Source organism: Lysobacter antibioticus, from assembly GCF_000731095.1.
Taxonomy (GTDB): Bacteria; Pseudomonadota; Gammaproteobacteria; order Xanthomonadales; family Xanthomonadaceae; genus Lysobacter; species Lysobacter antibioticus_B.
The window spans coordinates 1-13,711 of sequence record NZ_JMTZ01000037.1 but is presented as its reverse complement, the minus strand read 5'-3'; the positions used below and the strand labels follow the sequence as shown (position 1 = coordinate 13,711).

Sequence of the window (13,711 nt, the reverse complement as noted above, 5' to 3'; positions counted from 1 at the left end):
CATGGACATCCCTTCGCTGCACATCGAACCGCGCATCGACCGCCTGTACCGGCTGCTGCCGACGATCCACCGCATCCGCGACATCGAACAGGGTTATCCGCTGCAGGCCTTGCTGCGTGTGATCGCCGAGCAGATGAACCTGGTCGAGGACGATATCGCGCAGTTGTACGACAACTGGTTCATCGAGACCGCCGACGACTGGGTCGTGCCCTACCTCGCCGATCTGATCGGCTATCGCCCGGTCGACGCCGCCGGCGCACCGGTGCAGCGCCGCGACGAAGCCGGGCGCGCACTCGAACGCGCGCTGGTGCCGCGGCGCGAGGTCGCCCAGTCGATCCAGCATCGTCGCCGCAAAGGCACGGTCGCCCTGCTCGAAGACCTGGCCCGCGACGTCGCCGGCTGGCCGGCGCGCGCCGTCGAGTTCTTCCAGCGCCTGGACCGTGCCCAAAACCTCGATCACCTGTACCTGCACCGGCTCGGCACTGCTTCTCTGCGCGATATGGCCGCTTTGGATCTGTGCGGCGGGCCGTTCGACCCGCTTGCGCACAGCGTCGACGTGCGCCGGATCGCTTCGCCGCGTCGCCCGGGGCGCTACAACATCCCCAGCGTCGGCGTGTTCGCCTGGCGCATGCGCAGCTATCCGGTCACCCGCACACCCGCCTACTGCGTCGAGGATGCCGGCCCGCATTGCTTTACCTTCAGCGTGCTGGGGCAGGACGCGCCGCTGTACCGCAAGCCGCGCCCTGAACCGGACCGCCACCATCTCGCCGGCGAGGAGAACCTGCCGATGCCGCTGCGTCGGCGTGCCCTGGAACGGCACCTGGACGACGAGTACGGCATCGGCAAGAGCCTGGCGGTGTGGGCCGAACGCTGGGCCGGCCACGACGCCAACGAACCGCTGCCGGTCGGCGCGATCGTGGTCGCCGACCTCAGCGGCTGGCGCTATCGCGTGCCGCGCGGCAAGGTCGCGATCGATCCGGTGCTCGGCCGGCTGATGTTCCCGCCGAACCAGATTCCGAAGAAAGGCGTGCGCGTCAGCTATCACTACGGCTTCGCCGCCGACCTCGGCGGCGGGGAGTACCGGCGGACGATGCGCCGACCGGCGCAGGACTACCGCCTGTATCGGGTCGGCGAGTCCGGCGCGCACGACGCTTCGGCCGACGCCCCCGCGCCGGTGCCGCGCATCGCCGACGCCCTGCGCCTGTGGCAGGAACAGTCGCCGCAGCACGCGGTGATCGAACTGATCCACAGCGGGGTCTGGGTCGAACCGCTGCATATCCGGTTGCGACCGGGGCAGTCGCTGAGCTTGCGCGCAGCCAACGGTGTGCGTCCGGTGATCCGCCTGATCGACTGGCAGACCGACCTGGCCGATGCGCTGACCGTGGAGATGGACGTCGGCAGCCGCTTCGCTCTCGACGGCATCCTGCTGACCGGACGGCCGTTGCATGTGTCCGCGCCGCGCGAGCCCGAGACCTACGCCGAACAGGCCGCACGGCAACCCGATTGCGCCGCCGAGCTGTCGATCCGCCACTGCACCCTGGTACCCGGATGGGGCATCGGTTGCGGCTGCGAACCCGACCGCCCGGCCGAGCCCAGCCTGGAGTTGTACAACCTGCGCGCAAAAGTGCGGATCGAACGCAGCATCGTCGGCTCGATCCAGGTCCAGCAGGACGAGGTCGGCAGCGATCCGATGCCGCTGACGATCGAAGACAGCATCGTCGATGCCGCCGGCCCGCGCCAGGAAGCGATCGGCGCGGCGACCTCGGCGGTCGCGCATGCGCGTCTGAAGCTGCTTCGCTGCACCGTGTTCGGCACGATCGAGGCGCATGCCTTGGAACTGGCCGAGAACTGCCTGTTCAACGACTGCCTCAACGTCGCCCGCCGCCAGATCGGCTGCGTGCGTTTCAGCCACGTGCCCTGCCACTGCCGCACGCCGCGACGCTACCGCTGCCAACCCGATGGCGCGATCGCCGCGGTGCGCGAACGCAAGCTGCCGGCGCCGCTGGAGCAGCGCGAGATCGCCGCCGAACGCCTGCGGGTGCGGCCGCGCTATCGCTCGCGCCGCTACGGCCGGCCCGGCTATGCGCGGCTGCTCGATCACTGCGCGCCGGAGATCCTGCGCGGCGCCGACGACGAATCGCAGATGGGCGTCTACCACCACCTCTACGAGCCGCAACGCGAGGCCAACCTGCGCGCGCGGCTCGACCAATACACCCCGGCCGGCATGACCGTCGGACTTCTCTTCGCCGATTGACCTGGAAGGAAAGCAGCTATGAAAGGCGACTTCTCACGGGCGAGCTTCGATCCCCGCCATCATTTCAGCCAGGTCCTGCTGCAACAGGGCCGGGTCACCCTAGATGCCGACCCGAACGAACAAGGCGCGATCCTGCTGCATCTGCTGCGCACGCTCGCCCGCGACGTGTTCGGCCCCTATGCCGCGCCGGCCGGAACACCCGGGTTCGGGCTGACCCTGGAGCAGCACGACGGCAAGCGCTCGCTGCGGATCGGCGCCGGCCGCTATTACGTGGACGGCGTGCTGTGCGAATGCGACGGCAGCGATTATCTGGCGCAGCCGCATTTCACCCCGGCGGCGGCCAGCGAGCAGCCCGGCTCGGGCGATCCCTTGCGGTCGTGGCTGGAATCGTCCTCCAACCAGGACGACAGCCGTTTCTGGGTCTATCTGGACGTGTGGGAGCGCCATCTCACCGCGGTGGAAATGCCGCAGCTGCGCGAGGTCGCACTCGGCGGGCCCGACACCTGCAGCCGGCGCCAGGTGATCTGGCAAGTGCGCGCATTGAAACTGGAGACGATCCAGGAGCGGCTCGAAGAGCGCATCGAAGTCCTCAACGAACGCCTCGAGCAAACCCAGGACGAAGCCGAGCGCGAGCGCCTGAAACAGGAAATCGAACGCTTGCAACAGGGCCTGGACCAACTCGAGGAAGACTATCGCTCGGCCTGCCCCGCACCGCTGCTGCTGTTCGATCGGCAACGGCCGAAACTTGCCGCGCAGTTGCAAGAACTGCCGCGCCTCGACGACCCCTGTGTCACCGACCCAGACTCGGCGTATCGCGGCGCCGAAAACCATCTGTACCGGGTCGAGATCCATCGCGGCAACGAGAACGGCAACCTCGGCGCTACCTTCAAATGGTCGCGCGACAACGGCAGCGTGCTGACGCGCTGGATCGGCGGCGGCGGCGACAAGCTCGAAGTCGCCAACGCGCGCGACTTCCGCGAGCGCCAATGGGTCGAGATCACCGACGAACAAGACGACCTGCTCGGCCGTCCCGGCCAGCTGAGCCAGATCAGCGGCGTCGAAGGCAACGTGTTGACGCTGACCCAGGCCCAGGGCCGCAGCCCCAATGCGACGACCAAGGTACGGCGCTGGGACCATGTCGGTACGGGCGACATCGCGCTCGTCGACGGCGCGGTGCCGGTGGACAAGCCCGACGACGGCAAGCCACTCAAGCCCGGCGAGCTGTACTGGATAGCGCTCGAGGACGGCATCCAGATCCGTTTCGCCGCCGACGGCGAGTATCGCAGCGGCGACTATTGGCTGATTCCGGCGCGCGTCGCCACCGGCGACATCGAATGGCCGCGCAACGGCGGCGTCGCCGAACTGCGGCCGCCGCTCGGGGTCGAACACCGCTACGCTCCGCTCGGTTTCGTCGGCCTTAACGTCGACGGCATGACGGGGGTCGCCCCCTGCACCTGCGTCGTCTACCCCGACCGCAGCTGCGGTACCCAAGAACGCTTCGACGACGCGGTGTCCGGCGACACCACCGTCGGCACGGTCAAGGCAGTCAAGCGCGCGCCGCAGGACACCGCCGTGGCCAAGAAAACTACGACGACGAAACGCAAACGGACGGAAAAATAGGTGGGACCGGAACACGCGGACGCCGGCCGCGTGACCGTGAAGGCCACCGGCCTGCACGCCGGCGTGCGCTGCGCTGCGCGGACCGAACCGCCGACGCGGCTCGATACGCGCGTCCGACAGTGCCCGGATCCGGTGCGGTTAAGACCGGCGCCCTTGAGACATGGCGCGCGCCTCAGACGTAGCGCGTATGCGGCTGGATCGCCACTTGTAGCGGAGTCTGCTGACGATTCAAGGTTTCATGCTGGTTGATGCTCTGGATCAACTGCTGGCCCAAGACACCGCTCGGCAAGGCGCCCTCGACTTTGGCGTACTTCGCGCTGGGATCGCCGAGTTTGCCCTCGACCAGGAAATGGCCCTTGCCGCCGTCTTTCTCCGCAACGATGTGATCGACCTTCGACAGCCCGCGTTTCTGCGCGATGTCGGCCAGCTCGGCGACCTCGTGATTCTGCAGCGCGTCGCGCACCGTTCCGATGCCGTGCAACTTGAGCAGATGCTTGCTCCCATCCATGGCTGCGAACATGGAACGCGCCATGTCCAGGTCCGGGTCGTCGCCAGGCTCGTGACCGCGCAGACCGCTGTGCTGCTGAGGCTTGAACTCGAACTTCGGCCCCTGCAACTCCGTTCCCTGCCTGGGTGGCACCAGCGAGACCGCGCCAGTGCTTTGCAGGCTCTGCAAGGGTTCGCCCCCGACGACCAGGTTGGTCACCGATGGGCCGCCCTTGCCGTTGTGAAAAGTCTCGGGGTTGAAACCGTAGGCCTTGAGCGTGCCCTGGCTTGGCCAGGCCGGGTTCGCGGTGACGCAATCGACGCCGATCGCGTGTGAGACCAGCAGCGCTTGGCCGCCGCCTTTGGAATGCCCCGTCACCCCGACCAGGCTCGGACCGAGTGCAGCGCTGACTTCCTTGCCGAGCGTCATCGACTCCTCGTGCTGCGCGCTCTTCATGCCGAGGGCCTGGCGGAAATTCGCCGACCAATCACCGAGTCGGGCGGTACCGCGATAATCCAGCACGAACCCTTCGGACTCGGAGGCGGAGCCGGGTTTGCGATACAAGGTCGCATGCATGCCGCTGGGGCTGCTGTGGAATTTGCCTGGGTCCAGATTGAGCTTCTTCAGCATGTCGTCGTCGACGCGCTGCCAATCGCCGGTCTTGCCGGTGCTCTTGGGCTGGTAGCCGTCTTCCATGATCGCCGCGGCGCTGACCGGATCGAGCTTGGGACGCTGCGGCTGCACCGGCTCGGGCGTGGGCCGCGGTTGACCTTGGAAGCGGCCAAACAGGCCCGACAGAAATCCGGAAGAGGAGCCGCTTGGATCGGACGTCGGCATGGAAGATCTCCTGAGAAATACACAGTTGTCCTGGATGCGCACATCCGTAAACCATGACGTCAGCGCATGCCCGACACCGTCGAGCACTTGAAGCATGTACGAATAAAAACACGCAGCGCAAGCCCGAATTCAACTGCAGACACGAGTATTTGCGCTAGTCAACGCATTCTGTTTCGGTACGGATCGGCTCGAATAACGATTGCGATCTCAACGACAGACGCGAAGATTTGTACCGGTCGACACAATTCTTCCAGGCCAGACCGACTCGACCCGCAAGGGTGTTCGCAGCGTTAGCGCGCGCTGCGGCCAACGCCGCACCGACCAGGATCACACCCGGCCGGCCGCCGCCTGTACCCATACCGATGCCCGCGGCGTCGCCGGCCAATCGCTCCAATGTCGTCAACAAGCGCGTTTCGCCGTCCTGGCTCGCGCCCTGCACGATCGCCGCCGGTGTCTGCGCGGGCAGATGCCGCAGCAAGCCGTTCGCGACGTTCGCAATCCGGCTCATGCCCATGTAGATCGCCAGGGTGGTGCCGGTGGCCGCGAGCGCGGCCCAGTCCGGTTCGCCGTGGTCGTGGGTATGCGCGGTGACGAAAGTGATGCCGTGGCAGTGATCGCGATGGGTCAGCGACACGCCCAGGCTCGCCGCGGCGGCGAAACCGGCGCTGATGCCGTTGACGATGCGCACCTCGATGCCGGCGCGTCGCAGAAAATCGATCTCTTCGCCGGCCCGGCCGAACAACAGCGCGTCGCCGCCCTTGACCCGCACCACCCGCTGCCCTTGCAGTGCATAACGGCGCATCAAGCGACAGATGAAAGCTTGCGGGGTCGAACGGCAACCGCCGCGCTTGCCGACGCGGATCACTCGCGCCAGCGGCGCCAGTTCGACGATGCGCGGGTCGACCAATTCGTCGAGCAGCACCACCTCGGCGGCGGCGAGCGCTTTCGCGGCCTTGATCGTCAGCAGCTCCAGGTCGCCGGGGCCGGCCGATAGCAACACCACTTCGCTGGGTGCGCGCCGGAACGAGTCGGAAACGATGCGATCCATGATGACTCCGTAGTGATGGCCCGGGAATTCGCGATCACGCCTGCGCCGCCTGGCGGCACAGCTGGTTCAGTTGCGGCCCGCAGGAGCCGCAGACGGTGCCGCAACCCAGGCGTTGTTTGAGTTCGGCGACGCCGGCGCCGCGCGCGATCTCGGCACGGATGCTCGACTCGCGGATCTGCAGGCAGTTGCACACCACCGCATCGCGCGCGCCGCCACCGCCGGACTGCGCGAACACCGCCAGACGCGAGCCGCTCCAAGGCCGCCCGGACAGGGCCGAATCGAGCAGGTTCTCGCCGGCGCCGTGGCGCTGCGCATCGGTCAACAGCAGGCCGTCGATGCGGTTGTCGTCGCAATCGGCGCGCCACGACACCCGCTTCAACAGGCCGCGGCGCGCGTCGCGGTACTCCAGGGTGTCGCGGCCGGCGTGCAACTGCAGCGCTTCGCTCAAGGCCTCCAGCCACTCGCTCGGCGGAATATTCTCGAAGGCAGCGCGCAGCACCAGCCAGGCGGAATCGCTAACGCCCTCGCCATCGCGCCCGTCGACCTGGCCATCGGCGCTCAGGGTGATCGCAGCGAAGCCGCAATCCCTGAGCAGCGGTTGCACCGCGGCCTGCAGGCTCAAGGCATCGCCGCGCCGCGCCGCGAGCAGATGCCAGGCGAATTCGGCTTTCTCTATCCGCACCGCCGCATGCTTGAGCTCCGGCTGCAACGAACGCGCATCCACCGCCGGCTGACTGACCTCGTTGATGCCGCCGCTGGACAGGAACTGCCCGCTCCAGTGCATCGCCGCGAACACCGTGCCGGAGGCGACCTCGTCGGAAAGTTCCAGCGGCAGCACCAATTCGCCGCGCTTGCTGATCACTTTGACCAGATCGCCGTGCGCCAGCCCGCGACGTGCCGCGTCCTGCGGCTGCATGCGCAGGCCCGGTTCGGGGCTGTGCGCGAACAGGCCCGGCACTCTTCCGCTGCGCGACATGCCGTGCCATTGATCGCGCAGGCGGCCGGTCAACAGACGCAGCGGAAAACGCGCCGAGGTCGCTTCGGCCACCGGCCGATACGGCGTGGGGTGAAAGCGCGCGCGGCCATCGGCGGTAGCGAACACGCCGTCGCCGTAGCGCCGCGCCTGCCCCTGCGCGGCGCCGGCCGGGAACGGCCATTGCTGCGGCCCCTGGCTGTCCAGGCGTGCGTAGTCGAGTCCGCCGATGTCGTGGTCGCGACCGACGGTGAGGCGGCGATGCTCGTCGAAGATCTGCGCCGGCCCATCAAACGCGAACAACGGTGCGAAGCCGGGCGGCCCCAAGCGCGCCTCCAGGCGCCGCGCCACTTCGTTGGCGATCCACCAGTCCGGCCTGGCCTGGCCGGGCGCCGGCACCGCCGCACGCACCCGCGAGATGCGCCGTTCGGAGTTGGTCACCGAGCCTTCTTTTTCGCCCCAGCTCGTCGCCGGCAGCAGCACGTCGGCATAGGGCACGGTGTCGGTGTTGCGGAAGGCTTCCTGCACGATCACGTACTCGGCCTGTTGCAGCGCTTCGCGCACCTGGCCGATGTCCGGCATGGAATGCACGGGGTTGGTGCAGGCGATCCAGACCGCCTTGACCCGACCGCTGCGCAAGGCCTCGAACAAGGCCACCGCCGACAGACCGGGCTTGGCCGACAGGCTGTGTCCGGGCAGCCCCCACAGGTGTTCGAGTTCGGCGCGGTCGGCGTCGTTGCCGATCTCGCGATGCGCGGCGAGCATGGTCGCCATGCCGCCGACTTCGCGCCCGCCCATCGCATTGGGCTGGCCGGTCAGGGAGAACGGCCCCGCGCCGGGTTTGCCGATCTGGCCGGTGGCCAGATGCAGATGGATCAGGGCCAGATTCTTGTCGGTGCCGTGCGCGGACTGATTGAGGCCCATGCAGTACAGCGACAACGCCGCAGCGTCGCGGCCGAACCAGTCCGCCGCCTGGATCAGGTCGGCGACCGGGATGCCGCATAACTCGGCGGCCATACGCGGGGTGTAGTCGCGCAGCAGTTGCTTCAGTTCGGCATAGCCGTCGGTGTGTTCGGCGATGAACGCCGCATCGACCCGCCCCTCCCAAATCAAGTGATGCAGCATGCCGTTGAACAGCGCCACATCGGTGCCGGGCTGGATCTGCAGATGCAGGTCGGCCATCGCCGCGGTGTCGGTGCGGCGCGGGTCGATCACGATCCAGCGCACCTCGGGGTCGCGCTCGCGTGCGGCTTCCAGGCGCCGGAACAACACCGGGTGCGCATAGGCCATGTTGCTGCCGGCGAACAGCACGGTCTTGGCCAGTTCCAGGTCTTCGTAACAGGTCGGCGGGCCGTCGGCGCCGAGCGCCAGCTTGTAGCCGGCGACCGCGCTGGACATGCACAGGCGCGAGTTGGTGTCGATGTTGTTGGTGCCGAGCAGGCCCTTGGCGAGCTTGTTGAAGACGTAATAATCCTCGGTCAACAATTGCCCGGAGATATAGAACGCCACCGCGTCCGGGCCGTGCTGCTGGACGATGCCGGCCAGGCGGTCGGCCACCGTATCCAGCGCCAGCGCCCAATCGACCGGGCGGCGCGGCTCCTGCCGCAGGTGGCGCAGCTCCGGCGCCAACAACCGCCCGCTCAGGCTGCTCGCGGTCTGCGGCAGGCTGCGGCCCTTGGTGCACAGCCGGCCTTGGTTGGCCGGATGCTCGGGGTCGCCTTCGATGCCGACGATGCGGCTGCCGTCGGGGCCGTGTTCGGCATCGATCAACACCCCGCAGCCCACCCCGCAGTAACAGCAGATCGAACGCGTGCGCGTGCGCCGCAACTCGGGCGCCGCCGCCGGCACCGTGTCGATCTCCTCGTGCAGCGCCAGATCTTCCATCAAGCCTCGCTCCGCGCGGTGGCGTCGAGCGACAGCCACACCTCGTCGCCGTCGATGCGCACCGGGAACTTGCGCGCGCAACCGACGTCGGGCGCGCAGGCTTCGCCGCTGGCCAGGGCGATGTTCCAACCGTGCAGCGGACAGGTGACGCTGTCGCCGGCGACGATGCCCTGCGACAGCGGCCCGCCCTTGTGCGGACAGCGGTCGACCATCGCGAACACGCGATCACCGGCGGTGCGGAACAAGGCGATGTTGTCGGCCCCGGCCATTTCCAACACCCGCGCGCCCAACACCGGGATGTCGTCGAGCCGGCATACCCGCAACCAGGAGGCAGTCGATTCCATGGCTCAGGCCTCCGCGTCGACGAGCGTGGCAGGAATGCGCAGCGGCTGGAACTCGCGCGGGCGCGCCCCGGCGATGCGCGCGGCCCAGGGGTCGGGCAAGCCTTCCAGCGCATACAGCAGGCGCTCGAACAAGGCCTTGCGGTTAGCCGCGTCCTCGACCACACGCTGGACGATGTAGTCCATGCCGACGCGGGCGATGTAATGCACGGTGCGGTCGAGGTAATAGGCCTCTTCGCGGTACAGCTGCAGGAAAGCGCCGGTGTATTCGCGCACCTCGTCGCTGGTCTTGACCTTGACCAGGAAGCGCGCGACCTCGGTCTTGATGCCGCCGTTGCCGCCGATGTGGATTTCCCAGCCCGAGTCCACGGCGATGATGCCGACGTCCTTGATCCCGGATTCGGCGCAGTTGCGCGGGCAGCCCGACACCGCCAGCTTGACCTTGTGCGGGCTCCACATGTTGGCGAGCATGGTTTCCAGGTCGATCCCCATCTGCGTGCTGTTCTGGGTGCCGAAGCGGCAGAACTCGCTGCCGACGCAGGTCTTCACCGTGCGGATCGACTTGCCGTAGGCGTGGCCGGAATTCATGCCGAGGTCTTTCCACACATCGACCAGGTCTTCTTTCTTGATGCCCAGCAGGTCGATGCGCTGGCCGCCGGTGACCTTCAACATCGGCACCGCGTACTTGTCGGCGACATCGGCGATGCGCCGCAGTTCGCCGGCATTGGTCACCCCGCCCTTCATCTGCGGGATCACCGAGAAGGTGCCGTCCTTCTGGATGTTGGCGTGGGCGCGTTCGTTGATGAAGCGCGACTGCGGGTCGTCGACCGCTTCGCGCGGCCAGGTCGACAGCAGGTAATAGTTGATCGCCGGCCGGCAGGTCGCGCAGCCGTTCGGCGTGCGCCACTCCAGGAAGGCGTAGGCCGCGGCATGGGTGTACAGCCGGTGCTCGCGGATCGCCTTGCGCACGTCGCCGTGGCTGTGGTCGGTGCAGGCGCACACCGCCTTGGTCTTCGGGGTTTCCTGGAAGTTCGAGCCCAGACAGTTCATCAGGATCTGCTCGACCAGGCCGGTGCAAGAGCCGCAGGAACTCGCCGCCTTGGTCTGCTTCTTGACCTCGTCGACGGTGAACAAACCCTGCTCGTTGATCGCCTTGACGATAGTGCCCTTGCACACGCCGTTGCAGCCGCAGACCTCGTCGCGGTCGGTCATGGCGCTGGCCCGGTTCTGCCCGGCGGTGCCGGAATCGCCGAGCGCTTTCTCGCCGAACATCAGTTGGTCGCGGCGGTCGTCGATGCGGCTGCCGTCCTTGAGCAGCTTGAAGTACCAACCGCCGTCGTTGGTATCGCCGTACAGGCAGGCGCCGATCAAACGGTCGTCCTTGATCACCAACTTCTTGTAAACGCCGCCGGCCGGGTCGGACAGGACGATCTCCTCGCTGCCGTCGCCGCCCATGAAGTTGCCGGCCGAGAACAGGTCGATGCCGGTGACCTTGAGCTTGGTCGAGGACACCGAGCCGCTGTAGATGCCGATGCCGTAGTTCGCCAGGTGATTGGCGCAGACCTTGGCCTGCTCGAACAGGGGCGCGACCAGGCCGTAGGCGATGCCGCGATGGCTGACGCATTCGCCCACGGCGTAAACGCGCGGGTCGAAGGTCTGCAGCGAGTCGTTGACGACGATGCCGCGCGCACAGTGGATGCCCGAGGCCTGGGCCAACTGGATGTTCGGGCGGATGCCGACCGCCATCACCACCAGGTCGGCCGGCTCTTCGCTGCCGTCGGAGAAGCGCACCGCGGTCACTTCGCCCTGCTCGTTGCCGATCAGTTCCTGGGTCGCGGTGTTGAGGCGGAACTTCAGCCCGCGCTCGGTCAGCGACTTCTCCAACAATTGCCCGGCGACCGGGTCGAGCTGGCGCTCCAGCAGCCAGCCGGCCAGGTGCACCACCGTCACCTCCATGCCGCGCTGCTTGAGGCCGTTGGCGGCTTCCAGCCCGAGCAGGCCGCCGCCGATGACCACCGCATGCCGCTTCACCTTGGCGGTGTCGATCATCGCCTGGGTGTCGTGGATGTCGCGGTAGCCGATCACGCCCTTCAGGTCCTTGCCCGGCACCGGCAGCACGATCGGCAGCGAACCGGTGGCGATAAGCAGACGGTCGTACTCGGCCTCGGTGCCGTCGGCGGCGATGACCCGACGCCGCACCCGATCGATGCGGCTGACTTCCTTGCCCAGATGCAGACGGATGCCGTGCTCGGCGTACCACGCCAGAGAATTCAGCACGATATCGTCGAAGGCCTGCTCGCCGGCCAGCACCGGCGACAGCAGAATGCGGTTGTAGTTCGGATGCGGCTCGGCGCCGAACACCGTGATGTCGTACATGTCCGGGACCAGCTTCAACAGCTCTTCGAGCGTGCGTGCGCCCGCCATGCCGTTGCCGACCACCACCAATCTGGGTTTCTTCATGAGTTCGCTCCGGGGCCGGTTCAGACGCGTGCGGCGCTGAGCGCCGCCCAACGGTGGCGCCACTGATGGCGCAGGCTCGCCAACAAGCCCCAAGCCAACGCAGCGCAAGCGGCGAACAGCCACAGACCTAGCGCATAGCTGCCGGTGTGCTGCTTCAGCATGCCCATGCCGGCGGCGAGCAAGAACCCGCCAATGCCGCCGGCCATGCCGATCAAGCCGGTCATCAGGCCGATGTCGGCGCCGAAGCGCTGCGGCACGAGCTGAAACACCGCGCCGTTGCCGGCGCCCAGGCATAGCAGAGTGAGTACGAACAAGGCCACGGTTGCGACCGGGCCGCCGATGCCGAGCGCGGCGACGGCGACCAGGGTCGCGACCGCGAGATACACCGCAAGCAAGGTGCGGGTGCCGCCGATGCGGTCGGCGATAGCACCGCCGAGCGGCCGCATCACCGAGCCGGCGAGCACGCAGGCCGCGGTCGCCCAGCCGGCGATCTTCGGCTCGAAGCCGAACTGGTCGTGGAAATAACCCGGCAAAGCGCTGGCGAAGCCGGCGAAACCGCCGAAGGTGATCGCGTAGAACAGCATGAACCACCACGAGTCGCGGTTGCCGACCAGCACCCGGCCGTAATCGGCCCAGTGCTTGCTCGGCGTGTCGACCGGCGCGTCCTTGGCGCACACCGCGAACACCGCCCACACCAGCACCAGCGGAATGCAGGCCAGGCCGAACACGTTCTGATAGCCGAACGCGGCCGCCAACGCCGGTGCGAACAAGGCCGCGAGCACCGTGCCCGAGTTGCCGGCGCCGGCGATGCCCATCGCCGTGCCCTGATGCTCGGGTGGGTACCAACGCGAGGCCAGCGGCAAGGCGACCGCGAACGACGCCCCGGCGACGCCGAGCATCAAGCCGAGCAACAAGGCCTGGGCGAAACTGTCGACGCCGAGCCACCACGCTGCCAACAAGGCCGCGATCACCACCGCCTGCGCCATCAAGCCGGCGCGCTTGGCGCCGACGCGGTCGGCGAACATCCCCAGGAACAAGCGCAGCACCGCACCGCAGAGAATCGGCGCAGCCACCATCAAGGCACGCTGTTGCGTATCCAGATGCAGCGCCTGGGCGATCTGCACCTGCATCGGCCCGAGCAGGTACCAGACCATGAAGCTCAAATCGAAATACAGAAAAGCCGACAACAGCGTGGGCGTATGCCCGGCCCGCCAGAAGGATCGATCCATCCGCGCAATCTCCGAACGGGGCCGCGGCGGACGCCCGATCCAGGCGTCCCGCAACGGCCGTGAGGGGGAGAAACGAAAACGGCGCCTTCCCGGTTCGCACCGGAAAGACGCCGTTGTCTTCGACAGGCCGGACCGCCGTTGGCCCGTCTGCCGGAATCAGGTTGTCGCGGATGCGCCGTTGCATCCGCCTACTAGGCTACGCAATAGCCGTGCCAACTATGCGCATCGAAGCGAATGAGCTGCGTTCGTCACGATTTCAATCACTTGGGTGAGCGATACGGATGCGCGCTCGGTGCCTGGGGAGCGTCGCGCTCCAAAATCGAGCGGGCTTGCACCATGTTTGTGCAACGCAGCATCGGAGGTGTAGGTTCGGTGTCTTTGCCGCTTGGGCCAGCGTCCCGAGCGGATGGCGGTTTTGGCTATGCCCGGGCAGATCCATGCAGCGAGTACCGATTTCAGGCCGCGGCTCTGGCTGTGGCTCTGGCTGTGGCTCTGGCTGTGGCTCTCGGTTTACCGGTCCAATGGAGACCCGGAGGGCGGCGCACAGGACGTGCGCCGTTTTTCGATAGGACAAGGAT

The 13,711-nt window shown here is 67.4% G+C and carries 7 protein-coding genes and 1 pseudogene; 2 read left to right on the top strand and 6 right to left on the bottom strand.

Going from position 1 to position 13,711, the window contains the following annotated elements; translation table 11 throughout:
- The first annotated feature begins 1 nt into the window (after nucleotide 1).
- Nucleotides 2-2,254: a hypothetical protein gene (locus EX88_RS0112470; RefSeq protein ID WP_031372323.1), complete on the top strand. Its 2,253-nt coding sequence runs from the start codon at nucleotides 2-4 to the stop codon at nucleotides 2,252-2,254.
- 18 nt (nucleotides 2,255-2,272) lie between these two features.
- Nucleotides 2,273-3,874 (top strand): DUF6519 domain-containing protein, encoded by a 1,602-nt coding sequence (locus EX88_RS0112465; RefSeq protein WP_031372322.1) that lies wholly within the window; start codon nucleotides 2,273-2,275, stop codon nucleotides 3,872-3,874.
- Nucleotides 3,875-4,046: 172 nt separating this feature from the next.
- Here the strand turns inward: EX88_RS0112465 and EX88_RS0112460 are convergent, their stop codons facing one another.
- The 6 genes and pseudogenes from EX88_RS0112460 to EX88_RS0112435 all read right to left on the bottom strand — a co-directional run bounded on the left by EX88_RS0112460 (nucleotide 4,047) and on the right by EX88_RS0112435 (nucleotide 13,094).
- Nucleotides 4,047-5,285 (bottom strand): XVIPCD domain-containing protein, encoded by a 1,239-nt coding sequence (locus tag EX88_RS0112460; protein ID WP_152566249.1) that lies wholly within the window; start codon nucleotides 5,283-5,285, stop codon nucleotides 4,047-4,049.
- 205 nt (nucleotides 5,286-5,490) lie between these two features.
- Nucleotides 5,491-6,201, bottom strand: a pseudogene (cobA, locus tag EX88_RS0112455) (uroporphyrinogen-III C-methyltransferase); the annotation flags it as partial.
- A 79-nt stretch (nucleotides 6,202-6,280) separates the two neighbouring features.
- On the bottom strand, nucleotides 6,281-9,103 hold the full coding sequence (locus EX88_RS0112450; protein ID WP_051885058.1) for a nitrate reductase: 2,823 nt from the start codon (nucleotides 9,101-9,103) through the stop codon (nucleotides 6,281-6,283).
- Entirely contained in the window at nucleotides 9,103-9,447 is a 345-nt protein-coding gene (gene nirD, locus EX88_RS0112445; protein WP_031372318.1) for a nitrite reductase small subunit NirD, read from the bottom strand. Before nirD ends, EX88_RS0112450 begins: the two co-directional genes overlap by 1 nt.
- Before the next feature lie 3 nt (nucleotides 9,448-9,450).
- Nucleotides 9,451-11,904 carry a nitrite reductase large subunit NirB gene (nirB, locus tag EX88_RS0112440; RefSeq protein WP_036148771.1) on the bottom strand — a complete coding sequence of 818 codons (2,454 nt, stop codon included), beginning with the start codon at nucleotides 11,902-11,904 and terminating at the stop codon, nucleotides 9,451-9,453.
- A gap of 20 nt (nucleotides 11,905-11,924) precedes the next feature.
- On the bottom strand, nucleotides 11,925-13,094 hold the full coding sequence (locus tag EX88_RS0112435; protein WP_200875833.1) for a nitrate/nitrite transporter: 1,170 nt from the start codon (nucleotides 13,092-13,094) through the stop codon (nucleotides 11,925-11,927).
- Nucleotides 13,095-13,711 lie beyond the last annotated feature (617 nt).

Bases quoted from the DNA above. Each gene is read 5' to 3' on its own strand.
- EX88_RS0112470 (WP_031372323.1), top strand. From the start codon at position 2: ATGGACATCCCTTCGCTGCACATCGAACCGCGCATCGACCGCCTGTAC.
- EX88_RS0112465 (WP_031372322.1), top strand. From the start codon at position 2,273: ATGAAAGGCGACTTCTCACGGGCGAGCTTCGATCCCCGCCATCATTTC.
- EX88_RS0112450 (WP_051885058.1), bottom strand. From the start codon at position 9,103: ATGGAAGATCTGGCGCTGCACGAGGAGATCGACACGGTGCCGGCGGCG.
- nirD (WP_031372318.1), bottom strand. From the start codon at position 9,447: ATGGAATCGACTGCCTCCTGGTTGCGGGTATGCCGGCTCGACGACATC.
- nirB (WP_036148771.1), bottom strand. From the start codon at position 11,904: ATGAAGAAACCCAGATTGGTGGTGGTCGGCAACGGCATGGCGGGCGCA.